At 64.3% G+C, this 26,570-nt stretch carries 23 protein-coding genes and 1 tRNA gene; 7 read left to right on the forward strand and 17 right to left on the reverse strand.

Annotation, left to right across the window (positions count from 1 at the left end):
* Nucleotides 1-3: 3 nt before the first annotated feature.
* The 5 genes from C2U70_RS22945 to C2U70_RS22965 all read left to right on the forward strand — a co-directional run bounded on the left by C2U70_RS22945 (nt 4) and on the right by C2U70_RS22965 (nt 5,451).
* Entirely contained in the window at nt 4-1,095 is a 1,092-nt protein-coding gene (locus C2U70_RS22945) for a sn-glycerol-3-phosphate import ATP-binding protein UgpC (RefSeq protein ID WP_140980691.1), read from the forward strand.
* Nucleotides 1,096-1,305: 210 nt separating this feature from the next.
* Nucleotides 1,306-1,731, forward strand: a complete 426-nt coding sequence (locus tag C2U70_RS22950; RefSeq protein ID WP_140980692.1) for an Hsp20 family protein — start codon at nt 1,306-1,308, stop codon at nt 1,729-1,731.
* 50 nt (nt 1,732-1,781) lie between these two features.
* Nucleotides 1,782-2,054: a DUF1150 family protein gene (locus C2U70_RS22955; RefSeq protein ID WP_140980693.1), complete on the forward strand. Its 273-nt coding sequence runs from the start codon at nt 1,782-1,784 to the stop codon at nt 2,052-2,054.
* Nucleotides 2,055-2,245: 191 nt separating this feature from the next.
* Nucleotides 2,246-3,448: a helix-turn-helix domain-containing protein gene (locus C2U70_RS22960; protein ID WP_140980694.1), complete on the forward strand. Its 1,203-nt coding sequence runs from the start codon at nt 2,246-2,248 to the stop codon at nt 3,446-3,448.
* 83 nt (nt 3,449-3,531) lie between these two features.
* Nucleotides 3,532-5,451 (forward strand): serine hydrolase domain-containing protein, encoded by a 1,920-nt coding sequence (locus C2U70_RS22965; RefSeq protein ID WP_246666836.1) that lies wholly within the window; start codon nt 3,532-3,534, stop codon nt 5,449-5,451.
* Nucleotides 5,452-5,551: 100 nt separating this feature from the next.
* Here C2U70_RS22965 and C2U70_RS22970 read toward each other — a convergent pair whose 3' ends face one another.
* The 3 genes from C2U70_RS22970 to C2U70_RS22980 are packed head-to-tail and all read right to left on the reverse strand — an operon-like array spanning nt 5,552 to nt 9,117.
* The gene (locus C2U70_RS22970) at nt 5,552-7,090 is read right to left on the reverse strand and encodes an AMP-binding protein (RefSeq protein WP_140980696.1); all 1,539 of its coding nucleotides are present in this window, start codon (nt 7,088-7,090) and stop codon (nt 5,552-5,554) included.
* 56 nt (nt 7,091-7,146) lie between these two features.
* Nucleotides 7,147-8,277, reverse strand: coding sequence for a DUF5938 domain-containing protein (locus tag C2U70_RS22975; RefSeq protein WP_140980697.1), 1,131 nt, complete (start codon nt 8,275-8,277; stop codon nt 7,147-7,149).
* 36 nt (nt 8,278-8,313) lie between these two features.
* Complete coding sequence (locus tag C2U70_RS22980) at nt 8,314-9,117, reverse strand: SDR family NAD(P)-dependent oxidoreductase (protein WP_140980698.1); 804 nt, start codon at nt 9,115-9,117, stop codon at nt 8,314-8,316.
* 286 nt (nt 9,118-9,403) lie between these two features.
* Between C2U70_RS22980 and C2U70_RS22985 the strand changes: the two genes are divergently transcribed.
* The gene (locus tag C2U70_RS22985; RefSeq protein WP_140980699.1) at nt 9,404-10,042 is read left to right on the forward strand and encodes a TetR/AcrR family transcriptional regulator; all 639 of its coding nucleotides are present in this window, start codon (nt 9,404-9,406) and stop codon (nt 10,040-10,042) included.
* 304 nt (nt 10,043-10,346) lie between these two features.
* Here C2U70_RS22985 and ptsN read toward each other — a convergent pair whose 3' ends face one another.
* From ptsN to C2U70_RS23045, 11 genes are all read right to left on the reverse strand, one after another.
* Nucleotides 10,347-10,808: a PTS IIA-like nitrogen regulatory protein PtsN gene (gene ptsN / locus C2U70_RS22995; protein ID WP_140980700.1), complete on the reverse strand. Its 462-nt coding sequence runs from the start codon at nt 10,806-10,808 to the stop codon at nt 10,347-10,349.
* Between the two features lie 233 nt (nt 10,809-11,041).
* The gene (hpf, locus tag C2U70_RS23000; protein ID WP_140980701.1) at nt 11,042-11,635 is read right to left on the reverse strand and encodes a ribosome hibernation-promoting factor, HPF/YfiA family; all 594 of its coding nucleotides are present in this window, start codon (nt 11,633-11,635) and stop codon (nt 11,042-11,044) included.
* Between the two features lie 71 nt (nt 11,636-11,706).
* Nucleotides 11,707-13,353 (reverse strand): RNA polymerase factor sigma-54, encoded by a 1,647-nt coding sequence (gene rpoN / locus C2U70_RS23005; RefSeq protein ID WP_140980702.1) that lies wholly within the window; start codon nt 13,351-13,353, stop codon nt 11,707-11,709.
* An 89-nt stretch (nt 13,354-13,442) separates the two neighbouring features.
* Nucleotides 13,443-14,432, reverse strand: coding sequence for an LPS export ABC transporter ATP-binding protein (gene lptB / locus C2U70_RS23010; protein ID WP_140980703.1), 990 nt, complete (start codon nt 14,430-14,432; stop codon nt 13,443-13,445).
* Nucleotides 14,433-14,657: 225 nt separating this feature from the next.
* A complete protein-coding gene (locus tag C2U70_RS23015; protein WP_140980704.1) occupies nt 14,658-15,368 on the reverse strand; it encodes an LptA/OstA family protein in 711 nt (236 codons plus the stop codon).
* Nucleotides 15,365-16,087, reverse strand: a complete 723-nt coding sequence (gene lptC / locus C2U70_RS23020; RefSeq protein ID WP_140980705.1) for an LPS export ABC transporter periplasmic protein LptC — start codon at nt 16,085-16,087, stop codon at nt 15,365-15,367. Before lptC ends, C2U70_RS23015 begins: the two co-directional genes overlap by 4 nt.
* A gap of 172 nt (nt 16,088-16,259) precedes the next feature.
* Nucleotides 16,260-16,874 carry a ribonuclease D gene (locus C2U70_RS23025; protein WP_140980706.1) on the reverse strand — a complete coding sequence of 205 codons (615 nt, stop codon included), beginning with the start codon at nt 16,872-16,874 and terminating at the stop codon, nt 16,260-16,262.
* A 96-nt stretch (nt 16,875-16,970) separates the two neighbouring features.
* On the reverse strand, nt 16,971-19,475 hold the full coding sequence (locus C2U70_RS33545; RefSeq protein WP_246666835.1) for a glycosyltransferase family 87 protein: 2,505 nt from the start codon (nt 19,473-19,475) through the stop codon (nt 16,971-16,973).
* Nucleotides 19,476-19,477: 2 nt separating this feature from the next.
* Nucleotides 19,478-21,220, reverse strand: a complete 1,743-nt coding sequence (locus tag C2U70_RS23035) for a DUF6798 domain-containing protein (RefSeq protein WP_140980707.1) — start codon at nt 21,218-21,220, stop codon at nt 19,478-19,480.
* Nucleotides 21,220-22,548 (reverse strand): UbiA family prenyltransferase, encoded by a 1,329-nt coding sequence (locus tag C2U70_RS23040; protein ID WP_140980708.1) that lies wholly within the window; start codon nt 22,546-22,548, stop codon nt 21,220-21,222. The genes C2U70_RS23035 and C2U70_RS23040 overlap by 1 nt, the downstream gene beginning before the upstream one ends.
* Before the next feature lie 225 nt (nt 22,549-22,773).
* Nucleotides 22,774-22,860, reverse strand: a tRNA-Leu gene (locus C2U70_RS23045).
* A 134-nt stretch (nt 22,861-22,994) separates the two neighbouring features.
* Between C2U70_RS23045 and C2U70_RS23050 the strand changes: the two genes are divergently transcribed.
* Complete coding sequence (locus tag C2U70_RS23050) at nt 22,995-23,960, forward strand: complex I NDUFA9 subunit family protein (RefSeq protein WP_140980709.1); 966 nt, start codon at nt 22,995-22,997, stop codon at nt 23,958-23,960.
* Nucleotides 23,961-24,075: 115 nt separating this feature from the next.
* On the opposite strand, the gene C2U70_RS23055 is transcribed toward C2U70_RS23050, so the two are convergent.
* The 3 genes from C2U70_RS23055 to C2U70_RS23065 form a co-directional block, all read right to left on the reverse strand.
* On the reverse strand, nt 24,076-24,816 hold the full coding sequence (locus C2U70_RS23055) for an SDR family oxidoreductase (RefSeq protein WP_140980710.1): 741 nt from the start codon (nt 24,814-24,816) through the stop codon (nt 24,076-24,078).
* Entirely contained in the window at nt 24,813-26,150 is a 1,338-nt protein-coding gene (locus tag C2U70_RS23060; RefSeq protein WP_140980711.1) for an FAD-binding protein, read from the reverse strand. Before C2U70_RS23060 ends, C2U70_RS23055 begins: the two co-directional genes overlap by 4 nt.
* Before the next feature lie 203 nt (nt 26,151-26,353).
* Nucleotides 26,354-26,570: undecaprenyl-diphosphate phosphatase (locus C2U70_RS23065; RefSeq protein ID WP_283810401.1), on the reverse strand; the 217-nt coding region annotated here is incomplete at its 5' end.

The raw sequence follows: 26,570 nt of genomic DNA on the forward strand, positions 1-26,570 counted from the left end.
GTTATGGCCAACGTCACCCTGCGCAACGTCCGCAAGACCTATCCCGGCGGCTTCGAGGCCATCAAGGGCGTCAACGTCGATGTCGGCGACGGCCAGTTCTGCGTGCTGGTCGGTCCCTCCGGCTGCGGCAAGTCCACGCTGCTGCGCATGGTGGCGGGGCTCGAGACCGTCACCGGCGGCGAGATCGACATCGGCGGCCGCGTCGTCAACCAGGTCGAGCCCGCCGATCGCGACATCGCGATGGTGTTCCAGAACTATGCGCTCTATCCGCATATGAGCGTCTACAACAACATGGCCTACGGCCTGCGCAATCGCGGCATGCCGGAAGCCGAGATCAAGACGCGCGTGGAGGAGGCAGCCCGCATCCTCGAGCTCGCGCCGATGCTGGAGCGCAAGCCGCGCCAGCTCTCCGGCGGCCAGCGCCAGCGCGTCGCGATGGGCCGCGCCATCGTGCGCCAGCCAAAGGTGTTCCTGTTCGACGAGCCGCTGTCCAACCTCGACGCGAAACTCCGCATCGCGATGCGGGTCGAGATCCGTAAATTGCAGCGCCGTTTGAACACGACATCGATCTACGTCACCCACGACCAGCTCGAGGCGATGACGCTCGCCGACATTCTGGTGGTGATGAATGGCGGCCAGGTCGAGCAGGTCGGCAACCCCCTCGCCATCTACGAGAAGCCGTCCACCACCTTCGTCGCCTCCTTCATCGGCGCGCCGCCGATGAACCTGATGTCGACGCGCCCGGACGAGATCAAGGCGCAGCTCGGCGCCAATGGCGCAGGCGTACAGGCCGGCATTCTCGGCATCCGCCCCGAAGACTTCGTCATCACCGACCAGACGCCGTCAGGCGGCGTGGCGCTGCCGCTCACCGTGGAAGCGATTGAGCGCGTCGGCGCCGAAACCTTCGTCTATGGCGCCCGCGCGCAGGAAGAGGATCGCGTCGCGGCGACGCCGGGCGAACTGCCGCCCGGCGAGATCATCGTCCGCATCCCCGGCGCCGATGCTCCGCCGATCGGCCAGAAGATCCGGGTCGCCGCTATCAGATCGAAGCTGCATCTGTTCAGCGCCGACGGCCGGACCCGCATTGAGGCCTGAAACGGGCCTTTTGGGTCGGCTGGCAAAAGGGGGCGAAAACAACCCCATGCACAGTAGAAGGCGTTGCGCGGCCTGAGGGCGTTTCGGGCTAATCCACAGGCTCCCGCTACGTCCTTGAACCCAAACGGGGATATGCCCATATTGCTGACCAAGGGGTGCCATTCCGGGCCCTGAAACACCAAAGTCGCTTCCGCGAGGACTTTGTAAACTATGTCTCGTGTTCCCACGCTTTCCAGTCCGTTCCTGCTGGGTTTCGACGAAATCGAGCGCGTGCTCGATCGCGTCGTCAAGGGCGCCGACGGTTACCCTCCCTACAATATCGAGAGGTGTGAACGCTCGGACGGTGCCCCCGAACGCTTACGAATCACCCTGGCGGTCGCCGGTTTCACCCGCGACCAACTCGATGTAACCATTGAGGAAAACCAGCTCGTGATCCGCGGGCGCCAGCAGGACGACAAGTCCCGGCAATACATCCATCGCGGCATCGCCGCGCGCCACTTCCAGCGCACTTTCGTGCTGGCGGAGGGGATGCTGGTGCTGGGGGCGGATCTGAAGAACGGGCTGTTGTCGATCGATCTTGCCCGGCCTGAACCGGAAAGGATCGTTAAGACAATCGCTATCAATGAGCACGAATAATGGAACGAGTAGCGGACTCGACCGCTTAGTGTGATGAAGGAGTCGAGACCATGAGTGAAGGTCACGTTGCGTTCGAATACGAAGCCGGCAATGTCTCACCGGAGACGCTGGCAACCCTCGGCGAAGGTCATATCGCCTATGTGAAGCAGATCCGCTCCGAAGACGTGCCGGACCTGTTTCCGCAAGCCCCTAGGATTGCGCCGGGCCTCAAACTCTTCGCGCTCCACTCCGCCGACGGCACGCCGATCATGCTGACCGACAGCCGCGAAGCCGCGGTCGCGAATGCCTGGAGCAACGAGCTGCAGGCGGTGAGCGTGCACTGACGCGCGCCTGAGCGCGGCATCTACTGAATTCAAATGCGCGGGCAGGCCTCGACACCGAGGCGGCCCGCGCATTTTTTTGGCCCACCAAGTGACCCCTCACGGTGAAGGCATCATAGACCCGCTTCGAGATTGTCTGACGACTCGACATCAGTTGCGCCCAGGGCGTATGACCGAGCCGACGCGGCTCAACAATGGCATTCGGAGTCTTTCCGATAGTGGGCACCAGCGGTTTGATCTCGATCGACCTCGGGTTACGCGGCGCCGTCGTGGCATTGTGCCTGCTGATCGCATCTATCGCTCTACGCGATCGCCGCGATAGCACGGCCGCGCTGCTGGGCGCCGCACTCGCCATCGGCGCAGCCGCTTCGATGATCTGCACGTCGCCGACCTTCCCGCGGCCATACGCGTGGTGGGGCCTGTTGTTGCTGGCGCTGTCCAGCGCGAACTGTGTCGTGTTCTGGCTATGGGCGCGTTCCGCCTTCGATGACGATTTCGTGCCGCGGCCCTGGCATGGCGCCTTGTGGGTGGCCGTTGCCGTCGCGCAATGGCTGGACGCCAGCGGCATCACGCAATCGGCCGCGCTTGAGCGTGCGATCGAACGCGCGCTGTCGCTTGCCTTTCTCGGCCTGGCATTGTTGGCGGTGGCGCAGACGCTCCTCACGTGGCGGGGCGACCTGGTGCAGGGCCGGCGTCGGCTCCGGCTGGTCGTCTTGATCGGTGCGTCGGCCCAAATCGTTCTCAACTCTTACTTGAGCTTCTTGCAGCCTTCGACTCACACTTTTTCCATGTCCAGCGTCGCCAACGCCTTCGCTCTGTTCGTGTTGGTCGGCTTGAGCGCATGGAGTGTGCTGGAGGCGCAGAAGGGTTCGATCCTGCTGCCCGCAGGAAATGTCCCGTTGGTTGCACCAGCAAAGACGTCTGACGATCCGAGCAAGCCTGCAGTGATCGAACCGGCTCTCTTGCGCCGGCTGGAACGGCTAATGACCGTCGAGCGCATCTATCGGCGTGAGGGGTTGACCATTGGATTGCTATCCGCCGAGCTACGCGTGCCGGAATACCGGATGCGGCAGCTCATCAATGAGGGCCTCGGTTACCGCAATTTCAATGCGTTTCTTAATCATTACCGGATCAGCGAAGCCAAGGAGGCGCTGGCCGACCCCGAACAAGTGGAAGTCCCGGTGCTGACAATTGCGATGGACACAGGGTTCCAGTCGATCGGGCCCTTCAACCGTGCCTTCAGGGCCGAAACAGATATGACCCCAACCGAATTCCGCCGTCTTGCAATGGCGGGAAATGCAGCTCTGGGAACGGCCGATCAAAAATCGGCCAGTCGGGTTGAGGAATCGGCCAGCCGGATTGCAGAAATCGGCGAGAAGGAATCGAAGACGTTTTGACAGACTGACGGCGATCTTTCCGCGCAACAGCTGCGACAGAGGGGCCGCCCATGCGATATCGGCGACTAGCCGTTTCATTGACCGTGCTGTCCGCGCTGACAGGTGCGGCGCTTGCCGACGATTTGCAGACCGTCGGCGATCCGGAGAGTCTCGGCTTTTCGGCGAAGCGCCTCGCGCGCATCACCTCCTGGTTTGAGGCGCAGACCAAAAAGGGCGATCCCTCCGGTTTTGTCGTCGGGATCGCCCGAGGCGGAAAGCTCGCTTATTTGCAGCCCACCGGCTTTGAGGATCACGACAGGAAAAGTCCGATGCGCCCGGATTCGATCTTTCGCATCGGATCTATGTCCAAGCAGATCACCAGCGTAGCCACCATGATGCTGGTCGACGAAGGCAAGCTCGAGCTTGACACTCCCGTGGCGCAGTATTTGCCGGAGCTCAAGGGCATGCAGGTCGTCAGGAAGGACCCGGCCACTGGGGATCCGATCCTCCTGGATCTTGCGCGAAAGGTCTTTGAACCGGCGAAGCGCGCGATGACCATCCGGGATTTGCTGCGCAACACGTCCGGGCTCGTCTATGCCACGGGGGATTACGCCGACCCAGGATTTGGAAATGCGGCGGTCCACCTGCTTTACGGTGCGAGAGCGCCGTTCCGACGCGACAAGCCGATCGCATCCTTCGTCGCGAGCCTCGGTACACTCCCGCTTTTGCACCAGCCGGGCGAAGTCTGGGAATATGCTATCGGATACGACGTTCTCGGCCGTGTCATTGAAGTCGTTTCGGGCCAGACGTTCGAGCAGTTTCTGCAAACTCGCCTGTTCGCGCCGCTCCACATGGTCGACAGCGCCTTCTCCGTGCCGGCGGACAAACTCGACCGTCTCGTCGCCGTGCCAGGTGCGCAGCCGACGCCGCTTTCGGATGGGGACGTCGGGAAACCGCAAACATTCTTTTCGGGTGGGGGAGGGATCGTCTCGACGGTCCCGGACTTCCTGCGCTTCTGCCAGATGCTGCTCAATGGCGGGGAGCTCGATGGCGTGCGGATCCTGAAGCCTGAAACAGTCCGGCTGATGACGACAAATTCACTGCCGTCCGACATGCACGTCGCAGGGCACGAAGCCGGCCCGGCCTTTGGTACGGGATGGGGGCTCGGCTTCGCCGTTCGCACCAATCCGGATTTCAGCCTGATCCCCGGCGCGGTCGGCGGCTTCAACTGGCAAGGAAGCTGGGGCACGTTTTTCTCGGTCGACCCGGTCCAGAAGCTGATCCTGGTGATGATGATGCAGCGGAGCCAGTACAGCGAGAACGGTTTCTTCTTCAACGCAATCCGTCGTCTGCCCTATGCGGCGTTGAAGGTTCCTGAGGCCCCCGCGCCGATCCTGTCGGAGCCATTGAACCCCGCCCCTCTCACCGACTACGTCGGACATTACGATTTCGGCGGCTCCGCAAGTTCGCTCGACAGACAGGCGTTGGTCGCCGACGGTCGCGGCTGGACCGGTCTTGAGTCTGTTGCCGTGGAGAAGGGCGGGCTCAGAGTGATCAGGCTTGCCGACAAAGGCCCCACCGCGCGGGCCGGCGTGATGGCGGGAGACGTCATCGCCGCTATCGACGACAAGTCGATCACAGGGCTGACCCTGGAAGCGACACTTGGCCGGATCTCAGGCCCGGTCGACGCCGCGATCAAGCTCAAGATCATCCGCGCGACGCAGAGCGATCCACTTGTTGTCGCCTTTCCCCGAGAGGCAGTTCCAGCGCACAGTGTCGCGCTTCAAGTCCGTGTCGCAGACGGCAAGCTCGTCGTCGAGGCAACAGGCCAATGGTCAATCCTCGATTTCGACAGGGGACGGCGGACGCCCGTGGCGATTCGTTCAAAGGATGAATTCCAAGTCGAGGGCGGCGATCGCACGCGGCTTGCTTTCACGCGCGACGCCGCCGGCAAGGTCAACGGCGCGATTCTCAATCCCGGACCATGGGAGCAACGCGGCACGCTCGCCAATATGGAGAACTGAGCGTTGATGCGGACGTTTCCCCGGTCCAAAAATCGGGTGTCCGACGATCGGATTTGAGTCTGCGCTTCGAAAGCGAACGTTATGTCTATGAGTACGAGACTCAGTCGCCTGACCGACCCGCCAGCCGCGCGCGGATGTCCGGCTTCAGCACCTTGCCGACCTTGGAGCGCGGCAGATCGTTCCAGACTTCGATCTGCTTCGGTGTCTTGACGCTGCCGATCTGCTGCTTGACGAAGGCCGCCAATGCCGTCGCATCGACGCTTTGGCCTATGCGGGGCTGCACCACGGCGACGATCCGCTCGCCCCATTTGTCGTCTGCTAGCCCGATGACGGCGCAATCCTGCACCGATTCATGCGCCCGCAATGCGTTCTCGACCTCGATCGAATAGACGTTGAACCCGCCGGTGATGATCATGTCCTTGGCGCGATCGACGATGTAGAGGTAGCCGTCGTCGTCGATGTAGCCGATGTCGCCGGTGTGGTGCCAACCATGCGCGGAGGCCTCTGCGGTGGCCTCCGGGTTTTTGTAATAGCCCTCCATCACCAGCGAGCCGCGCACCACGATCTCGCCGCGTGCGCCTGATGGCAGCAGATTTCCGTCGCCATCCATGATGCCGGCCTGCACCAGCGGGCTGATCCGGCCGGCCGAGGCGAGGCGCTCCATCGCGATGGTGCCGTCGGCATTGTAATGCTCGTCGGGCGCCATCATCGAGATCATCATCGGCGCCTCGGTCTGGCCGAACAATTGCGCCATCGGGCCGATCCGCTTCAGCGCCTCCGCAAGCCGCGTAGCCGAGATCGGCGCGGCGCCATACCAGAAGCATTGCAGCGAGGAGAGTTTTGCGGAGTCGAGCCTGGGATGATCGAGCAGCATGTAGATCACGGTCGGCGGCAGGAAGGTGTGGGTGACGCCGTAGCGCTCGATCAGGTCGAGGAATTCGCCGATGTCGGGGTGATGCATGATCACGATGCGGCCACCGAGCGCCATGATCGGGAAACACAGCACGCCGGCGGCGTGAGTCAGCGGCGCGAGCGCGAGATAGACCGGACGTCCCCTGAAGGGATAGCCCATCAGCGTCAGGGCCGTCATGGCCTCGATGTTGCGGCCCGACAGCATGACACCTTTCGGCTTGCCGGTGGTGCCACCGGTACCCGGGATCATCACGAGATCGTCGACCGTCTCGCGTTGATAAGGGTCGTCGGCGAGGCCGGCGAGCCAGCTGTCGAACGATGGCGCAAAGGGCAACTCGGCATCGAGGCAGACGAGGGCGCGCAGTTTTGGCAGCTCTGCCCGCACCGCCTCGACCATCGGCGCAAAGCTCGAGTGAAACAGCAGCACGCTGCAATCGAACTGGTCGAGGATGATCCGGTTCTCGGCTGCCTCGTTGCGCGGATTGATCGGGCACCACACCGCGCCGGCGCGCGAAATGCCGAACACGCAGGCGAACGCCACCGGATCGTTGCCGGAGAGGATTGCGACCTTCTCGCCGGCCGCAATCCCGGAGCGCGCGAGTCCGCGCGCGACGCGGTAGCTCAGCTTCTGCACCTCGCGATAGCTGAGATCGCGGCCGTCCATGGTGAGGCACGGCGCGTCGAGGCCGAGCGAGGCGCCTTTGTCGAGGTAGTCGATGAAGCGCATGGTCGCCTCCAAAGCGCCCGCGGGTGGCGCGGAAAACCGCGCCACCCGTGATTTAGCTAATCGTGCACAGTCAGGATCGGCTTGCTGACCAGCCCAAAACTGCGCAATTGCCCGAGCAGCTCGTGATGGCCAAAGGCCTGGCAGCCGGAGGCAAAACCCACGCGTTTTGGCGGCTGCTGCAGCAAATGCGCAGCCGCATAGGCCTGCAGCATGCCGGTCTGCTTGTAGTTGCTGTTGCCGTTGATGACGCAGTGCGCGCGTCCCAGTGGGCCGGAGGCATGCACCGAATCCAGGGACTTGTTGACGCGCGGATTTTCCCGCGGCGGCATGGTGTTCATGACGCCGGCGGCGGTCTGCGCCAACGCGGCGTAGCGGTCGTCGGGGTTCATGTGCTTGGTCGCCTCCAGCGCGGCGGCGACGATCTGCGGCACGCCCAGCATCAGTCCGCGATTGAACACGCCGCCCAGCACCTTCACGTTGGCCACGCGCGGATCGCGCTTGAACCACACGGGATGCGAGGTGCCGCCCCAGGGCAGCGCCAGCGCCAGCTCGTGCTGGCCGGGGATGGCGAGGTTGGTGAGGCCGGCATCGGGCTGATGCTCGACGTATTTGTTCTGCTCGAGATAGTAGGCCTTGGCCATCGCGGCGTTGACCAAAATGGTCTGGGTCGAGGCGATGGTCGGGCTGCCGCCCCAGAACACGGCGATATCGAGCGTGTCGAGACCGGGCGTCTCCAGGCAGAGCTGGGCTGCGATCTCGCCGGTGGTGTACATCTGCGCGATGCCCGGCGCCAGCAGCAGGCCGGCATTGGCGAACTTCGTGCCCCACTCCTGCTCGAGCGTGATCAGCCAGTCCTGCTCGCCGGTCGTGTCGGTGTAGTGGCATCGGGACGCCCAGCAGGCCTGCACCACCTCGCCGCCGAATTTTGCAAAGGGACCAACGGTGTTCAGCACCACCGAGGCGCCGTTGAACAACTCCGTCAACGCGCTCACGGTGTGCGGCACTTCCACCACCTCGTAGTCGGCGGTCTCGATGCCGGCCACATTCGCCTTCATCGCGGCGTTGAGCTTCTCGGCACTACGGCCGGCGGCGACGAAGGGGATGTTGTACTCACGTAAGTATTCGCAGACGAGACGGCCGGTGTAGCCGGACGCGCCATAGACGATGACGGGTTTTTTCGCGCTCATTGTGTTCCTCCGAATTTTTGTTGTCAGGTTTTTGGCTCACATGCCCATGCCGCCATCGACGGGCAGACCGATGCCGGTGATGAAGCGGGCCTCGTTCGAGCACAGGAACACCGCCGCGTCGGCGATGTCGCCGACCTCCGCGAGCTTGCCGAGAGGCGTCTGCTCCACCACCGAGCCGACGGCGGCGTTGACGTCGGGCGCGAGACCGATCTTCACGATGTCATTAGCGAGCTGCAGGCCCATGTCGGTCGGGATCAGACCGGGATAGATGCAGTTGACGCGCACGCCATAACCGAGCTTGCCGGCCTCCATCGCAGCGACCCGCGTCATGCGATCGACCGCGGATTTGGTGCCGGAATAAACGGATATGCTCGGGAAGGCGATCGTCGCCGCGACGGACGCAATGTTGACGACCGCGCCGCCCTTGCCGGCAGCTCCGCCCGGCCGCATCGCGCGGAAGGCGTGCTTCATGCCGAGCACGGTGCCGACGATGTTCACGTCGCACATCCGCCGCGCATCCTCGGCCTTGACCTCGCTGACCAGCGACGTGATCTCGATGCCGGCATTGTTGATGAGGATGTCGTAGCCGCCGAGGGTGGCGACGGTCTTGGCGACTGCCCGCTCCCATTGCGCGTCATCGGCGACGTCGAGCTGCGCGAAACCCGTCTTCACGCCTTCCTTCGCGATTGCGGTCGCGCTGGCATGGCCGGCCTCTTCGAGGATGTCGGCGATCATGACCGAGGCGCCGGCGCGCGCCAGTGCCTGCGCGATGGCCGCGCCGATCCCTCGTGCACCGCCGGTGACCAGGGCTTTCCTGCCTTCAAGACTCTTCCCACTCATGACGCACTCCTCCGTTGCTGGTGATTGATTTGTGCTGCGGCCGATCGACGGCGCGCGCCGGCAATGCACGGGCGCGGGCCTTTGGGCCGCACTCAGCGAAGCGTTCCTCCATGTCTGGATGTCTTGACGACTGTCCAAATTCTTGGGCGCGAACCTCCGCCAGAATCTTGACATTTGTCAAGAACGAATTTGACAGTTGTCAAAGGAAGTGGTTGTGAGGGGATGGAGCTATCAGCTGATGGCGCGGTATAAGTCGTTGAAAGATCGGGACTGAGGAAGGAACACGATGGCGCGGCAGGTGACCGGGGCAGCCCGGCGTGTGGCTGATGCGGCCGAGGTGCTGCGCGACGAAAAGTTCAACGCGCGACGCATCGAGCTTGCCGAGGCGGCGCTGGAGACGCTTGGCGAGCTCGGCTTCGCCCGCACCAGCCTGCGCGAGATCGCGCAGAACTCGGCGTTCACGCATGGCGTGTTCCACTATTATTTCAGCGACAAGCTCGACCTGATCTGCTGCTGCGTGCGCCACTACAAGGCGAAATGCGTGACGCGCTATGACGAGGTCGTCGCGACCGCAAAGAGCCGCGAGGAATTGACGGAGGGCTTCCTCGCAAAGCTTGCGGCAACACTGCAAGACGAAGCCCGCATGCACCGGCTCTGGTACGATCTGCGCGCGCAGGCGATGTTCGAGGCGGCGTTTCGCAAGGACGTGCTCGAGATCGACAAGAGCCTGGAGGCGATGATCTGGCGCATCGCGACCCGCTTTGCCGAATTCGGCGGCAAGCGGCCGGCGTCATCGCCCGCCGCGCTCTATGCGCTGTTCGACGGTCTGTTCCAGAGTGCGCTGCTCAAGCACCTCGCAGGCGACAAGACGGCAGTCCCCGAACTGCTCGACGAGGTCCGGCGGTTGCTGCCGACGGTGTGCTGAAGGGCGCGAGGCGCACGAAGTTTCCGCCTCGTCATTGCGAGCGCAGCGAAGCAATCCAGAATCCTTCCGTGGAGGGACTCTGGATTGCTTCGTCGCAAGGGCTCCTCGCAATGACGGCGTTGAGAGAGCTACGCGCGCAATGATGGCGTGTACTCTCGTGTCCCGGACAAGCTGCAACGCGTAAGCGTTGCAGCGCAGAGCCGGGACCCAGTGCGCAGGGTTTTGCTCGGCGACATGGGCCCCGGCTCTGCAGCGCACCGCTGAAGTAGCGCTGCACCGCGTCCGGGGCACGAGAGAGATGTGATTACGCCGCCGTCGCCGGCGGCAGCGCGAGCACGGAATAGATCGCTTGCGCATCGCGCGAGGCGCGGAGCTTCTTGGCGATGTCCTGGTCGCGGAGCAGGCGGGCGATGCGTGCGAGCGCCTTGAGGTGATCGGCGCCGGCGCCTTCGGGGGCCAGCAGCAGGAAAACGAGATCGACGGGCTGGCCGTCCATCGATTCGAAATCGATCGGACGCTCGAGCCGCGCGAACAGGCCGAAGATCTTCTCGAGTTTTGGCAGCTTGCCATGCGGGATGGCGACGCCGTAGCCGACGGCTGTGGTGCCGAGCTTCTCACGCTGCAGCAGCACTTCGAACACCGCGCGCTCGTTCTGTCCCGACAGCTCGGCGGCCTTCGCAGCGAGTTCCTGCAAAGCCTGCTTCTTGCTGTTGACTTTCAATGCCGGGAGAATCGCCTCGGGTGCGACCAGATCGGTAATCGGCATGGGGCTTTCCGAGGTGAATTAAACCGTCAGGTTCCGAATTGGCCAAGCTGGCGAACCAGGCTGGCCGGCGTCAATAAGGTGAAGCAGGAGGCGGACTTAGCTAGGTCTTTGGCCCCGGCCCTGATGTGGGGCGCTTCTACTCCAACGCAATCCCGGTGCCAACTCCTGCAAGCGTCTTTTACCTCGGTCATCCTTAAAGCCGGGGTCTTACGGGAATGGTTCCGGCAACCGTCCTACCCCCCGGATTTGGCCCCCGGCGGGTCCACCCAGCCGACATTTCCGTCCGCCCGGCGGTAAATGATGTTCACCCGGCCGCTCGAGCCGTGCTGGAAAACCAGGCACGGGGCGCCGCTGAGATCGAGTTCCATGACCGCTTCGCTGACCGAGAGCAGTTTGAGCGAGGTGGTCGCCTCCGCGATGATCACGGGGCTGTAGCCGGTGACCTCGTCCTCGCCCTCGCCAGGGGCCTCCAGCACGTAGCTGGTCGCATCCATCGCGGCGAGCGCTTCGGACGCCGCATGGGCCTTGCGTGCCGAGCGGTCCTTCAGCCGGCTCTTGTAGCGGCGCAGCCGCTTCTCGATCATCAGCAGGGCCTGGTCGGCGCTGGCATAGGCGTCCTGGGCGATCGAATCGGCTTCCAGCGTGATCCCCGAATCAAGATGCAGCGCACAATCGGTGCGGAAGCCGAGGCCATCCTTGCTCAGCGTGATGTGACCGGAATAGTTGCCGTCGAAGTATTTGCGCAGCACTTCTTCGGTGCGGTCGTTGACGCGCCCGCGCAGGGCTTCGCCGACGCTGATGCTCTTGCCCGAGATACGGAGAGTCATGTGGTACCTCGCTAGGTGGGATATCGAACAGAAAGCGAGATCGAGAGTAGCGCGATTTAGGGCCGGCGCAATCAGGCCGGCTCTGGATTGCGGGAGCGATCCGACATTGCGGTGGCGAGGGCGTTGCCAAGAGTGCTCTGCTTGTCGCGGCGGCGTTGCACCGAGGACGGGATACGCATGGCTTCACGGTATTTTGCGACCGTGCGGCGGGCGATATCAATGCCCGAAGCGCGCAAGCGTTCCACGATCGTATCGTCAGAGAGGATCGCGGTCGCCTCCTCCGCATCGATCAACTGCTTGATGTGGTGACGAACGGCTTCCGCGGAATGGGCTTCGCCGCCGTCGGCCGACGCGATCGACGCCGTGAAGAAATACTTCAATTCAAAGGTGCCGCGATTCGTCGCCATATATTTGTTGGCTGTGACGCGCGATACCGTCGATTCGTGCATCTGGATGGCGTCGGCGACGGCCTTCAGATTCAGCGGCCGCAGATGCGCGACGCCATGCGTGAAAAAGCCGTCCTGCTGGCGAACGATCTCGGTCGCCACTTTGAGGATGGTGCGGGCGCGCTGGTCGAGCGCGCGCACCAGCCACGTGGCGTTTTGAAGCGCATCGGTGAAGTACGACTTGTCGCCATCCTTGCCGATCTTCTTCGACAGCTCGGAATAATAAGTCTGATTCACCAGCACGCGCGGCAACGTGTCGCTGTTGAGCTCGACATGCCAGCCGCCGTCGGGACCCGGACGCACATAGACGTCGGGCACCATGGTCTGCAGGCGCGCCGAGCCGAACTTCATGCCGGGTTTTGGATTGAGCCGCCGGATCTCGCCGATCATGTCGGCGATGTCCTCGTCGTCGACGCCGCAGAGTTTTCGCAAGGAAACGATATCGCGCTTGGCGAGGAGATCGAGATGCTCGATGAGCGCCTGCATCGCGGGATCGTAGCGATCGAGCTCGCGCAACTGGATCGCCAGGCATTCGCTCAAATTGCGCGCGCAGACGCCGGGCGGATCGAATTTTTGCAGCACGGCGAGGACCTCCTCGACGTCGGCTTGCGTGGCGCCGAGACGTTCGGCGGCCTGGCCGAGATCGGGCGGCAGGTAGCCGGCCTCGTCGACGAGGTCGATCAGGTACTGGCCGATCATGCGCTGTGCGGGCCCGGTGAAGGCAACCGACAACTGCTCGGCGAGATGATCTGACAGCGTCATCTCGGCGGCGACGAAGGCCTCGAGATTGTAGTCCTCGTCACCGGAGGCACCGCCGCCCCATTCGGTATAGGTGGTGGGAGCGGCGTCCTGCGCGTTGCGCGCGGCGGCCTCGGCGGGCTCCTCGGAGAAGACGTTGTCCAGGCCCGTATCCAGGGTCTGCTCGATCTCGGCGCGGGAGCCGAGATCCTTGCTCATCCATTCTTCCTGGCCGGGCTCGAAGGCCTCGGCGCTGCCGCCAAAGCCGTCGTCGCTGCCGGGGCCGTCCCCTTGGCCATCCCCCTGGCCGCCGGACTCATCGCCATCGCCGAACCGGCCGGCCTCGGCCGGAGCCTCGCCCGCGGGGGGCTCGTCATTGGCCCGCTCCAGCAGGGGGTTACGCTCGAGCTCTTCCTCCACGAAGGTGGTGAGATCGAGATTGGACAATTGCAGCAGCTTGATCGCCTGCATCAGCTGCGGCGTCATGACCAGCGACTGCGATTGCCGGAACTCTAATCTCTGCGATAGCGCCATCGAACTCAGAACCGTCCCAAAATTGGTCCGATTCTTGCTTAGCCTAGTCTAAGCACGATGTATACGTCTTGACGGATGCAAAAATCGGGCTAGAGGCGGAACTCTTCGCCAAGGTAAAGGCGGCGGACGTCCGGGTCGTTGACGATCTCATCCGGACTACCCTCGGTCAAGATTTCACCGGCATAGACGATATAGGCACGGTCGGTGAGGCCGAGCGTCTCGCGCACATTGTGGTCGGTGATGAGCACGCCGATGCCGCGATTGGTGAGGTGGCGGACGAGGTCCTGAATGTCGCCGACCGCGATCGGATCGATGCCGGCGAAGGGCTCGTCGAGCAGCATGTAGTTCGGACGCGTCGCCAGCGCGCGCGCGATCTCGACGCGGCGACGCTCGCCGCCGGAGAGCGCGATGGACGGCGATTTACGCAGCCGCGTGATGTTGAATTCGTCGAGCAGGGAATCGAGCTGCTGCTCGCGCTTCTTGCGCGACGGCTCGACCACTTCGAGCACGGCGCGGATGTTCTGCTCCACCGTGAGGCCGCGGAAGATCGAGGCTTCCTGCGGCAGATAGCCGATGCCGAGGCGCGCGCGCTGATACATCGGCAGCTTGGTGACGTCGTGGCCGTCGAGCTCGATCGCGCCGCGATCCGGCTTGATCAGCCCTGTAATCATGTAGAACACGGTGGTCTTGCCGGCGCCGTTCGGCCCCAAGAGGCCGACGGCCTCGCCACGACGGACGTAGATGCTGACGCCGCGCACCACCTTGCGGCTGCCAAAGCTCTTTTCCACGCTATGCACAGCCAGGAAGCCCGGCCGCCGCAACAATTGCGGCCCGCCTGAGCCGTTGGTCTTTGCAGTCGGGCTGGCGCTGCCCCTCAGCGGATGCGGATTTTGCGGCCTTGCATCGTCGCGGAACTGATCGGGCGATTGCGGCGACTGGTCGCGCGCGATCGGCGGCGCATCCCGCAACGGGCTCAGCAAATTGCCGACGGTGTCGCCGAGCGCGGTGATGTCCTCGCGCAGGCGGCCAAATCCGCGTTTGGCGGGGCGCCGACGGAACATGCTGAGTAAATCGACCATCCCGCCTACTTTAGCCTTTTCACGGTGATCCCGCGTCACGGGACTCCCGCGACCCGCCGCATCGACGTGATTCGACACAGCATGAGTGAAAGGATGTTTCTTGCCCAGAGAAACAGCCTCGATAACAAGCGGCCGGATCCCGCTCCCAAGCCCGCTTGGCTAGATACAGTCTCGGACGGCGGGCTTCAACCTCGCCCGCCGAACAAAGAGATCAAGCGATTGAAATCACTTCGGTTTCTTTGGGCCTGCGCCGGGCAAAGGCGGTCCGCCACCCGGCTTTCCGCCGCAATCCTGCTGAATGAACAGGCCCTGCACCTTGCCGGTGTCGGATTCGACCCGCGACACGCCGGTCGTCATGTCAACCATCAGCCGGTCGCCGCGCAGCACATTGTTGCACTGCGTCAGCACCACGCCACCCGTCATCGTGATCAAATTGGTCTTGGTGTCGAAGATCGCGGTCTCGCCGGTCACAACCTGGTCCTTTTGTGTGACCACGACATTGCCGCGCGCTTCCAGCCGCTTGATCGAGGAGCTGCCGCCCGGTCCCGGCGTGGCCGACTGCATCGTTCCGGGCGTCGCTCCAGACTTGGCACCCTTGGCGGGCTGCGGCGCCGGCGCAGCCTGGCCGCCACCTCCGCCTTCGTAGAACACCACGAGTGCCTTCGAGGTCATGGTTGTGTCGCCCTGCACGACCTTCACATTGCCGGCGAAGGTCGCTTCCTTCTTCTTGTCGCGCATCTCGAGCGAGGCGGCTTCGATCTGGATCGGCTGGTCGCGATTTTGCGAAAAGCCCTGCATCGCATTGGGAACGCCGGACATGCTGCCTTGCGCATGCGCGAGCGCGACCAGCGCGAGTGCTGCACCGAGCGCGCCGGCGCCGGAGGCAAGGCTGCGTGTGAAGCCGTTGCGCAAAAAGTGCTTCGTCATCAGGGTCATTTCGAATTGGTCGACTTGTTCTGGTTCGGACGCGTCTTGGCAGGCGGAGCGGGCTCCGGCGCGGCCGCAGGCGGATCGCCGAGCTTGTCGAGATACATGACGACGTTGCCTTCGAAACGGACCACCTCGCCGCCGTCGGTGATACGCAGCCGGTCCGCAGTCAGCGTGCCCATGGTCAATTTGACATCGACATGTTCATCCGACGTGACCGTGCCCTTGGCCATGTCGACGAAAGCCTGGTTGAGCCGCGCCTCGTAGCCGGTCGAGGTGCGCAGGAAGATGTCCTTGCGCAGGTCGAGCTGCTGCTGCTTGTTGTCGAACAGGCCGGTGCGGGCATCGAGAAACAGGGTCGATCCGTCTTCCATCAGCAGTTTCGATTTCAGCGCCGACAGCTCGACACGATCGGGATCGGTGACGTCCTGCACCGCCGTCTTGGCCCAGAGCTCGTAAGGCCGCTGGTCCGGCGTGTAGCCGGACAAATGCGGCGATTCCATCGTGACCTTGGTGCCTGAGACCACGAGGTTTCCGGAGTCGAGCTTCAACGGGATCAGCTTGAAGGGGTTGAGGAAGGTGGAGATGGCGACGATCGAGGCCATGGCGACGAGCACGGTGGCCGGCACCGCGATGCGCAGAATCCGCACCAGCCGGCTGTGGCGCGCCGCGCGGGCAAACTTCGCCGCGAGTGCGGCGTCGTAGGTTGGACTGTGAGCCGAATTCACCGTTGCTCCGGGGACGCCGCAACAAGCCTTGTCAAACAAGCATTCTCAAAACTGGACGCACCATTGTACCCGGCGGCGCCGGATTATGCAGCCCAGATGGGCTGCGACGACAGGCCGTCAGGACTGTGTCGGAAACGGGGCGATTCGCCCGTTTCGCGTCCCAACCGGCGCCTCAGGAATGCGCAAAAATGTCCTCGGCCTCCCAGCCGCCGAGGTCGAGCCTGGCGCGGGTCGGCAAGAAGTCGAAACAGGCTTGCGCCAGCTGGGTGCGGCCCTCGCGCGCCAGCATGGCATCGAGCCGCTCGCGCAAGCCGTGCAAATGCAGGACGTCGGAGGCGGCATAGGCGAGCTGCGGCTCGGTCAGGCTGTCCGCGCCCCAGTCGCTCGACTGCTGCTGCTTGGAGAGATCGACGTTCAACACCTCGCGGACGAGGTCCTTGAGGCCGTGGCGGTCGGTATAGGTCCTGGTCAGCCGCGAGGCGATTTTCGTGCAGTAGACCGGCTGCGGCATGACGCCGAAGGCGTTGTAGAGCGCGGCGACGTCGAAGCGCGCGAAATGGAAGATTTTCGTGATGGCGGGATTGCCGAGCAGCGCCTTCAGGTTCGGTGCGTCGGTATGGCCCTTCGGGATCTGCACCACGTCGGCGCTGCCGTCGCCGGGCGAGAGCTGCACCACGCAGAGCCGGTCGCGGTGCGGATTGAGGCCCATGGTCTCGGTGTCGATCGCGACCGCCCCGGTGTAGCGGGACAGGTCCGGCAGATCGCCGCGATGCAGGCGTACGGTCATGGCGTTTCAAACCTCGAATCGATGCGCACGACAGGCTCAAGCTCGTTCGCGATGTATCCGCTGGCGGATGTCCGCGCAAGCGCCTGCCCCCGACTCTCAGACCTGGCGGCGTGAGCGAAAATCAAGCAGCAGAACCCAGAAGCAGACCAGCGCCGCAACGAGCTGTCCGAAACTGCCCGCCAAGCTGTTTCCCAGGAGCGAGGACACGGTCGGAATACCGATTCCGACGGTCAGGACGGCCGCCAGCGCCGTTGCCGGCAGATCGGCGATGAGAACGGCGCCGTAGATCGCGAGTTCGAAGAAGGCATATTCCTTGAGCCGCGGCGCGCTGAGATAGAGCGCGTACATCGCCAGCAGCACGATGCGATTTGCCTCGCGCGGATGCGCCGTCAGCCATTGGTCCAGCCTCTGCAGCGGCGATCCGCGACCGGCCGACGCCTCATCCCAGACCGCGCGCAGCACGGACAGGGCGAAAGGCGCCAGGACCAGCGCGAGCGCGGCGAGTGCATAGACGGAGAGGACGATCAGCTGCCGGCCGGCCAGACCGAAATGGTCGGCGAAACTCCGCGCCAGGAACAATAGCGACGGATTCTGTCCCTCCATGACCGGCGAATGCTGCGCGGGGATCTGGCCCGTGACCAGGTGCAGCCAGCTCGGGAACAGATCGGCGTAAAACACCATCGAGACGAGGATCGGCAGGACGAACGCGCCGGCGGCGACCGCGATCAGCGCGACTTTCCGGTTGCGGGGCTGCGGCAGCAAGTAGAGCGCGGCCAGCACCGGGCAGAACACCAGCTTGAACGATGCGACCAGGCCGAGCACGGCCGCGCCGATCAGGCCCAGGCGGAAGCTTCCCACATCGGCTGCTTCGGACGCGCTCCGGCGAAACAACAGCGCCAGCGCGGCGGCCGTGAGGACGCCGGTGAACATCGCAAAATTGGCGGACAGAAACGCCCATTCAAAGCCAAGGAATGCGCCGAGCGCGAAGAGCACTCTGAGAAAGGCCTCGCGCGGGCCGAGGCGGGCCGTGGCGACGCGGAGCAGCAGCACGCAGCACAACACGGCGAGGACGAGGTAGACGCCCATGTGATGAGCGAGGAGGAAGCCGGTGGCGCACAAGGGCCGAAAGACATCCAATGTCACCGGCAGATAGGGGTAGGAGAACTCCGTGCCCTTCAGATTCTTGACGAAATACGGATCAAGACCGCCGACATAGGCGTCGACCGCCGCGCAATTGGCGCGAACATCCCAGCCGAATATCTGGTTCGACCTGCTGTCGGTGACGAGGTTGACGAGGGCAAGGATCGCGACGAGCGCGATCAGGCAGGTCAACCAGATTGCCGGCGAGCGGCCGATTTTGCGCGGTGTCGCCGAACTGGCGACGGCCGGCCGTGATGTGTCCGCTGACCATGGCCGGCGCAGGAGCAGCCACAGCAGCACGGCAAGCACCGCCGCAAGCGCCACGCCGGCCACGGCCGGCATCAACGGGGCATCGCCGCCGAACTGCACGGCCGGATGCGCCGACAGCAGCAGGCCGTAGGCGCTTGCCAAGAGGACCATCCCGCAGATCACGCCGCGTTCGCGCGCGCCGAGATCCGGAGCCAGCAGCGCGAGACCGATCCCGACGATCGGCAGGTCATAATCGTACGCGTAAGGGCTGATCATCACGGATGCGATCGCGACGACGCCGAGTGCGAAGCGGGGCGACGGCCCGCGCGCAACGGCAAGTGCGACGGCGAGGAGCGCGAGGGCGGCGATGGCGAACTGTCCCCACAATGCGCCCGCGGCAGGCATGCCGGCCGTGTACAGCGTGGCGTAGACCGAGATCATGCGAAACAGCGGATAGCGCCCCTGCTCCAGATAGCTCGCGGACTCCCTGATCGCGCCCAGCCACGCGATCCAGATCTGCGGACCGAAGACCAGCGTGCAGACGAGTGAGCTTGCGACGATGACGGTCGCGGCAGCGGCGATTGCCGTCCAGCGACGGGTCGCAAGCATGTAGATGCCGGCGGCAATGGCAAGATGCGGCTTGACGATCATCAGTCCGAGCGCTGCGCCCGCGGCAAGCGGCCGCTTGTCAATGGCGATGCAGAACAGCCCAATCAGTGCGCCGCTGAGAAAACCGTTCTGGCCGCTGGCGATGGTGGTAGCGAGCGCCGGAAACAGGATGACGAGCACCAGCGCGAGATTCTCGCCCGCGATTTTGCGCAGCGTCACCAGATAGGCGGCAAGCGTCAGCGACGTGAAAAGAAAGTAAGCGGCCCACCCCGGCAGGAACGCAAAGGGTGCCAGCAGCAGATCGAATTGCGGCGGATAGGTCCAGGGCATGACGCCGGCTGCCTGGCCGGCCATGTCGCGCTGCATCCCGGCAAAGGTGACGAAGTCATAGGTGGCCGCGAGATCGCCGAGCCAGACCTTGCTGGCGACGATGTGAAAGGCGGCGAAGTCGGCAACCTGGCTGCCCTGCCTGAAACCGCCTGCGAAGAACCTGATGCATTTGAAAAGCACGATCGCGGCCAGCAACGCGACGATGACGCGCACATAAGCTGCTCGCCTTGCCGGTGAGACCCATTCAACGCGCGGCAGCGCTTCCGTGTGCATTTTTAGTCGCCCGGATCGCTTTCGAGCGCCGCGGTCGCGCGTCGAACGCCGGAGACGCAGAGCCGCTCGGTCCGGAACACGACGTCATCCTGGGACGGCAGCGCCTCGCAATAGGAGACGATATAGCCGATGCCGTTGCGCGCGGCGTAAGCCTGCTTCGCGGCGTGCTCCAGATTTTCCAGATCGCTCATGCGCTCGTGCCAAACCCGGTAATAGGACGGCGTCCACATCGCGCCCGCGCCACGCCGCCAATCCACCCAGATGCGACGGTGGGAAACGAACTCGAAATTGACGGCGCGGGACAGCGCAGTCTTCCAGACCGGATGCACCAACCTCGGGTCGGGTCGTGGCGGCACGATGAAGATCGCGGTCTCCGGCGTCTCCCGGCGCGCCCAATCGCTGACCACGCCCCACTCCTCGACGCCTGCGGAATAGAGGCGGTTGACCTGGATGTACTGCCAGCCCCACATCGGCGTCAGCACCAGCGCGACGAAGGCCAGCGCGGCAAAGCCGAGCCTGCGCCGACGCGCGAGAACGGCTTCCGACGCCGATTGAAAATACGGGATGAGCAGGATGATCGGGGTCGCCAGCAGGAAGGTGAAGCGCCCGAGGGCGAGCGACAGCACGATCAGGCAGCCCGGCAGGAACAAGGATCCGTCACGACACAGGCAGTGCGTGGCGAGCGCCAGCGTCGCGATGCTCGCAAGCAGATGAATGACCACGCCGGCGCGCAGCAGTTGCAGATTGAGCAGAAGCGGCGAGCCGCTGACCAGCGGAAGCACACATCCGAGCAGATAGAGCCCGACCGCGACGACGTAGACGGCGCGGAAGTCCCCGGCGCGCTCGCCGAGCCGCCACACCGCGGCCGCGCCGAGCAGCATCACCGCAAAGATCGCGGCGACGTCGGCCAGCGGGATCGCGTCGATCAGCGAATGCCCGGGAAAATATTCGTGGAGATAGGCGATGTAGTCGAAGCCGATCGGCTTGCCGAACTCCGGGTTGGAGATGACGTTGTGGACCGCGGGATAAGCGATCGGCACAGCGATCACCGCGCCGACCAGGACGCGCGAGCACAGGGCGAGAAAGGTGGCTTGCCCCCGGACGAGATGGCAGACGGCGACGATCGCGAGCAGCGGCGCGAGCCAGACCGCCATCAGCGCATTGATGAAAAACGTGACCCCCAGCGCGACGGTCGCCGCAGCGAATTGCCCTCGCATCGCAAGGTAGAGTCCGAGCAGGAGCGTTCCGTTGGCCATCTCCGAATGTGTGAAATAGCCGACCAGCAGGCCGCCCGTTCCGGCGAAGGAGACCCCAATCAGAAATGGCGTGGTGCACGCGAGCACGGCGAAGACGATTTTTTCGCGACGACTGACGACACCGAGCAATTCTGCGCAGCAGAGAAGGCCGATGAACGACAGCAGAAGGGACAGGCAGTCGAGGCCAAGGAACAGCAGGTCGACACGCTGGATGTGCTTCTGGATGCCGCTCAGCATCACCCAGACGCCGGAGGCGAAATAGCGCAGCGACTGGATGAAGGCATCGTCGCGATATTGCGGCTCGTCATAGAGGCCCGCGACGATCGGCAGATGGAACAAATTGTTCTCGATGCCGAACACGAAGCCGGTGAAGAAAAGCGAGAACGCTGCGGCGGCGGTCGCGATGACCAGCGTGTCGACGACGGATGCGGAGACGGTCGGCGCCGATCGGCGCGCGTCGATATCGAATGTCGAGGACAGGAGCGTCATCAGATCGCCGCCAGCATGATGAAGATCATCGCCGCAACGGTGAGCCGGCTGGCGCCGTCGCGGAACGTGTAGAGGATGGGATCGTCCGGCATCTCGCGGCGATGCGCCATCATCAGCGCGCGGCCGAACCAGTAGAGCAACAGCGGATTGAGCAGCCACAGCATCCACGGACGGCTGTAGAGCGTTGCGACAGTCGAGGACGACGCATAGAGCGAGAACACGATGATCGCGTTCATGCCGCTCGCCGCCGCCATGGCCGCGATGACGTTGAGGTCGGAGATGCGGTAGTCGCGATTGGCGGGATCGGCGAGCCCCGCGCCCTGGCGCATGCTGAGCTCGCTGAACCGCTTGATCAGCGCTAGCGATGTGAACACGAACAGCGAGAACATCAATAGCCATTCCGACAGCACGACGCCGACGGCGACGGCACCGGCGATGATGCGCAGGCTGTAGAGGCCGGCCAGCGTCACGACGTCGACCAGCATTTTCCGCTTGAGAACGAGCGAATAGGCGATCGTCGTCGCCAGATAAGCGCCGAGGACTGCGACGAAGACGCCGGAGATGCAGAGGCTGGCACCGACCGCGAACAGCCAAAGCACGGGGATGGCGATCAGCGCATGCGCGATCGGAAGCTCGCCGGCCGCGAGCGCCCGATGACGCTTGGTCGGGTGCTGACGATCCGCCGCGAGGTCCAAGAGATCGTTCATCAGATAGGCGCCGGACGCGCAGGCCGAGAACGCCAGGAACGCCAGCAGCGCGAGCCCAAGCGAGGTCAGGTTGATCTGATGCGCGGTCACCAGCGGGACGAAGACCAGCGTGTTCTTGGCGTATTGGTAGACGCGGGCCGCCCGGACCCAGGTTCGCCAGCCGACCTCTCGGCCAGCGCTTCCGCCTGCGACATGGACCGCCGATTGCGGATCGAATGGCAGCGTCTCACCCCCGGCGAGGGCAGCCGTCGTCACCACCCCGTCAAAGCCGAGATGCGCCGCGATCCCCGCGGCGTGTGCCTCGAAACGGTGCGCGGCCAGAAAAATTCGCTCGCCCCGCGCCCGCGCCGCCAGCGCGCGGTTGAGCACCTCCTGGTCGTACGGCAGATGCGCATAGTCGACCTTGGCGCGCGCCAAGATGCTGGTGAGCGGCCCCATGCCCGCCTGCCCGCCCGCCCCGAAGCGCGCCAGCAGACGGCCGGGCCGGCTGAACAGAGCCTCCAGCAGGAGATTCGAACGCAGCAGCGCGCCCTCGAGATCGATGACCAGCACGCGCTCAGCCGCCGCCGGAGACGGCGCCTGCTCGAACCGATCAAAATGCTGCCGAAGAGGCTGCTCCATTGCGACGATGCTCTGCTTGCCGAGAGATTGCCGGCTGGCTGCCGGGAGCAGGGAAATCCACGGGAAAACCGTAGTTTCCAATCGCTAAGGACGGCTTAATTCAACCTCTAGAAGGTGCCTTGGAACCGGCAGGGTCGGGGCGGCAGCCGCGGGCCGAATCGGCCTATTGGGCGACGACCGGAGCGGGCCATCGCGCCGTCAAAAACAGGAGTTTTCGAGAAAAAATGGTGCCCAGGAAAGGACTCGAACCTTCACGGCCGTTAAGCCACTGGCACCTGAAGCCAGCGCGTCTACCAATTCCACCACCTGGGCATGCCTGTTGGGCACGGGGGCGGTTACTAAGGTTCAGTGACGGTCTTGTCAATTCGTCCGTGGACGGCGGATTGCGCATCGCAAAACGGGCCGATACAAGCCTTCCCTAAGCGCACTTCCCGAGGACAGACCCCATGCAATCGAATCAGGAAACTCTCGTCACGGTTTTCGGCGGATCGGGGTTTTTGGGCCGCAGCGTGGTCCGCGCGCTGTGCAAGCGGGATTACCGCGTCCGGGTCGCGGTCCGGCGGCCGGAACTGGCCGGGTTCCTCCAGCCGCTCGGCCGGGTCGGCCAGGTCCACACCGTACAGGCCAATCTGCGCTACCCGGCCTCGGTCGAGGCGGCGCTCCGTGATTCGGACATCGTCATCAACCTGGTCGGCATTCTGACCGAGGGCGGCGAGCAGAGCTTTGACGCCGTCCAGGCCAAGGGCGCCGAGACCGTTGCCAGGGCGGCCGCGGCTGCCGGCGCGAAGCTGGTGCATGTCTCCGCGATCGGCGCCGACGAGCAGTCGGCCTCCCGCTACGCCCGCGCCAAGGCGCTCGGCGAGAAGGCGGTGCTGGCGGCTGTGCCGTCGGCCACGATCGTCCGCCCCTCCGTGATCTTCGGGTCCGACGACCAGTTCACCAACCGCTTTGCCGCGCTGGCGCGGATGTCGCCGGTGCTGCCGCTGATCGGCGGCGAGACAAAGATGCAGCCGGTCTATGTCGGCGATGTCGCGACCGCAATCGCCGACATCGTGGACGGCAAGGGCAAGGCGGGCGCGACGTACGAGCTCGGCGGGCCGGAAGTGCTGACCATGCGCGAGATCATCGAGACGATTCTGGAGATCACCGACCGCAAGCGGATGCTGGTGCCGCTGCCGTTCGGGCTGGCGCGCTTACAGGCGACGTTTCTGCAATTCGCGCCCGGTGCGTTCAAGCTGACGCCGGACCAGGTCACGCTGCTCGAGCGCGACAATGTCGTTTCGGACGCTGCGAAGTCGGCCGGGCTGACGCTGGAAGGCCTCGGCATCACCGCCGATTCGCTCGAAGCGATCGCCCCGCAATATCTCTGGCGCTTCCGCGCCGCCGGGCAGTTCCAGCGCAAGAGCGCGTGACGTCTCCATCGTCATGGCCGGGCTAGTCCCGGCCATCCACGACCTTTGCCGCAGCACCAAGAACGTGGATGCCCGGCACAAGGCCGGGCATGACGAGTTTTTGGCGCGAGTTCCCTCAGAACTTCAGCTTCTTGAAAATCGCTTCGGGCAGCGTCTTGATGATCAGCATCACGAGGCGCCATTTGTTGCTGACGTAGATGACGTCCTTCTTGCGCTGGACGGCGTCGAAGATCGCATCGCCCACGACGGGCGCTTCAACCGTCAATGGACCGATTAGCTTCATGCCTTCGGTCATCTTGGTCCGCACGAAGCCAGGCTTCACCGTGATGACCTGTACGCCGCCGCGGCTGGCGCGTGCGCGCAGGCCGGAGAGGAACGCGGAGAAGCCCGCTTTCGCCGAGCCGTAGACATAGTTCGAGGCGCGGCCGCGATCGCCCGCGACCGATGACACGCCGACGATCGCACCAGAACCGCGCGCCAGAAACTTTTCTGCGAACAGGCCGAGGATCAGCGACGGTCCCTCATAGTTGGAGCGCATGATCGTGGTGGCGTGATCGAGATCGGCTTGCGCATTCTCCTGCACACCGAGCAGCCCGACGATGGAGACCACGGCATCCGGCAGCGCCAGCAGGCCGGCGACAAAACCGTCAAAGGAAGCCGTATCGAGCACGTCGAAGTGATGCGTGCTTGCGTTCACGCTGTTGCGCGCGCGCAGGTCGGCGGCATCGGGCTCAAGCGCTGCGGCGTCGCGGCCGGCGAGCTGGACGTCCCAACCCGCCTTTGCAAAAGCGCGCGCGGTGGCGCGGCCGATGTCGGAGCTGCCGCCGAGAATGAGGGCGATCTTGCGAGACGTCACGTTTGCACCTCATCGAATAGACGCTGCGAGAGTTTTGAGCGGATCTTTCCGGACGGATCGAGGGATGCGCGGATCGCCTTGAAACGCTGCAGGTCCGGATAGCCGGCCTCGAACGTGGCGCGCGACTGGCGCGCATCCTTTGCGAGATAGAGCCGCCCGCCCGCGGCAACGACGAGACGATCGAGCTCGTCGAGGAAATCCAGGATGCTGCCGGTCATCGGAAAATCCAGCGCCAGCGTGTAGCCCGGCAGCGGAAACGACATGATGCCATCGCCCTGCCCGAGCTTCTTGAGAACGGCGAGGAACGACGCATCGCCGCGCTTCGACACGCGCGCAAGGATCTCGCCGAGCACGTCGCGCGCATTGGTCTGCGGGATTACGCATTGATGCTGCAGAAAACCTCGGCGGCCGTAGATCCGATTCCAGGCGCCGACGCTGTCGAGCGGGAAGAAGTAAGGGAAGATCGAAACGAGATTGGGTGCGCCTGCGCGGCGCGCGCCCATCCGGAAATAGAGCTCGTTGAAGGCGCGGATGCTGTAGCGGTTCAGCGTCAGCGACGGCAGATCGATGGGCACGCTGAGTTTTGGATCGGCGCCGCGCGGAAATTTGTCCGAGTCGGGCGCAACCTCCGAGGCGCGCGCGTGCTCGCCCAGATAGATCAGCGAGCGGCCGAGATTGCTGCCGCCGGCCACGCAATCGATCCAGGCCACCGAATAGGTCGCGGAATCGCCGGCATCGAGCGCCTTGATCGCGTCGGCGAGATTCTCGGCCGGAACGACCTGCTCGCGGATCCAGCCGGTCTCGACCTTGCGCAGCCGCAGCGTCGCTTCGAGGATGACGCCGGTAAGACCCATACCGCCGATGGTCGCGAGGAACGCGTCCGGATTCTGCTCGCGCGAGATTTCGAGCGTCTCACCCTGCCCGGACAGCAACAAAATGCTGTCGACGTAGCGGCCAAAGCCGCCTTCACAATGATGGTTCTTGCCGTGGACGTCGGCCGCGATTGCGCCGCCGATCGAAACGAAGCGCGTGCCCGGCACGACGTAAGGAAGGAAGCCGCGCGGGCCAAAGGTGTCGATGAGATCCGACAGCAGCACGCCGGCCTCGATCCGGATACGGCCCGTCTCCGGATCGAACGACCTGACGCGGTCGAAGGCCGTCATGTCGATGGTCTGGCTCTGGCCGATGCCGGCATCGCCATAGGCGCGGCCATTGCCGCGCGCGACGCCGCCCGAGGTGCGCGCGATGCTCTCGCCGACGGCCCCGAACGACCGCGGCCTCAGGACATCGGTATCGACGACCGGGAAACGGCCCCAGCCGCTGATCAGCGCCATGTTCAGCTCCTCCGCGAAAGCGCGCACCGCCTCGCTCGAAACTGCTTAACCGATCAAAAGCTTATATTAGGTTGAGCGGCGTCAGTGAGTTTTCGAGAAGTTAACGGCGTAGCCCGGATGGAGCGTAGCGCAATCCGGGGCCGGCAGTGCGTACGGCACGATCCCGGATTTCGCTGCGCTCCATCCGGGCTACGGCCGTACACTTACCGTCCCAGCGCCAGCGCGATCAGGCCGAGCGAGCCGACGATGACGCGCCACCAGGCGAACACCGCAAAGCCGTGGCGCGTGACGTAGCCTAGGAACGTCTTCACCACGATGATCGCGGTGATGAACGACACCACGAATCCTATCGCGATGATGCCCATGTGATCGGTCGTCATCTCCGCCCGGTTTTTGTAGAAGTCGTAGGCGAAGGCGCCG

It is taken from the genome of Bradyrhizobium guangdongense, from assembly GCF_006483445.1.
GTDB lineage: Bacteria > Pseudomonadota > Alphaproteobacteria > Rhizobiales > Xanthobacteraceae > Bradyrhizobium > Bradyrhizobium guangdongense_A.

Excerpts from the sequence above, each read along its gene's own strand:
- C2U70_RS23035 (WP_140980707.1), bottom strand. The coding sequence starts at position 21,220 with ATGACGCTCCTGTCCTCGACATTCGATATCGACGCGCGCCGATCGGCG.
- hpf (WP_140980701.1), bottom strand. The coding sequence starts at position 11,635 with ATGACTCTCCGTATCTCGGGCAAGAGCATCAGCGTCGGCGAAGCCCTG.
- rpoN (WP_140980702.1), bottom strand. The coding sequence starts at position 13,353 with ATGGCGCTATCGCAGAGATTAGAGTTCCGGCAATCGCAGTCGCTGGTC.
- C2U70_RS22950 (WP_140980692.1), top strand. The coding sequence starts at position 1,306 with ATGTCTCGTGTTCCCACGCTTTCCAGTCCGTTCCTGCTGGGTTTCGAC.
- C2U70_RS22980 (WP_140980698.1), bottom strand. The coding sequence starts at position 9,117 with ATGAGTGGGAAGAGTCTTGAAGGCAGGAAAGCCCTGGTCACCGGCGGT.
- C2U70_RS22945 (WP_140980691.1), top strand. The coding sequence starts at position 4 with ATGGCCAACGTCACCCTGCGCAACGTCCGCAAGACCTATCCCGGCGGC.
- C2U70_RS23015 (WP_140980704.1), bottom strand. The coding sequence starts at position 15,368 with ATGACCCTGATGACGAAGCACTTTTTGCGCAACGGCTTCACACGCAGC.
- C2U70_RS22985 (WP_140980699.1), top strand. The coding sequence starts at position 9,404 with ATGGCGCGGCAGGTGACCGGGGCAGCCCGGCGTGTGGCTGATGCGGCC.
- C2U70_RS23025 (WP_140980706.1), bottom strand. The coding sequence starts at position 16,874 with ATGACCGTACGCCTGCATCGCGGCGATCTGCCGGACCTGTCCCGCTAC.
- C2U70_RS22975 (WP_140980697.1), bottom strand. The coding sequence starts at position 8,277 with ATGAGCGCGAAAAAACCCGTCATCGTCTATGGCGCGTCCGGCTACACC.
- C2U70_RS22955 (WP_140980693.1), top strand. The coding sequence starts at position 1,782 with ATGAGTGAAGGTCACGTTGCGTTCGAATACGAAGCCGGCAATGTCTCA.
- C2U70_RS23060 (WP_140980711.1), bottom strand. The coding sequence starts at position 26,150 with ATGGCGCTGATCAGCGGCTGGGGCCGTTTCCCGGTCGTCGATACCGAT.
- C2U70_RS22960 (WP_140980694.1), top strand. The coding sequence starts at position 2,246 with ATGGCATTCGGAGTCTTTCCGATAGTGGGCACCAGCGGTTTGATCTCG.
- C2U70_RS33545 (WP_246666835.1), bottom strand. The coding sequence starts at position 19,475 with ATGCACACGGAAGCGCTGCCGCGCGTTGAATGGGTCTCACCGGCAAGG.
- C2U70_RS23040 (WP_140980708.1), bottom strand. The coding sequence starts at position 22,548 with ATGGAGCAGCCTCTTCGGCAGCATTTTGATCGGTTCGAGCAGGCGCCG.
- lptB (WP_140980703.1), bottom strand. The coding sequence starts at position 14,432 with ATGGTCGATTTACTCAGCATGTTCCGTCGGCGCCCCGCCAAACGCGGA.
- ptsN (WP_140980700.1), bottom strand. The coding sequence starts at position 10,808 with ATGCCGATTACCGATCTGGTCGCACCCGAGGCGATTCTCCCGGCATTG.
- C2U70_RS22970 (WP_140980696.1), bottom strand. The coding sequence starts at position 7,090 with ATGCGCTTCATCGACTACCTCGACAAAGGCGCCTCGCTCGGCCTCGAC.
- C2U70_RS23050 (WP_140980709.1), top strand. The coding sequence starts at position 22,995 with ATGCAATCGAATCAGGAAACTCTCGTCACGGTTTTCGGCGGATCGGGG.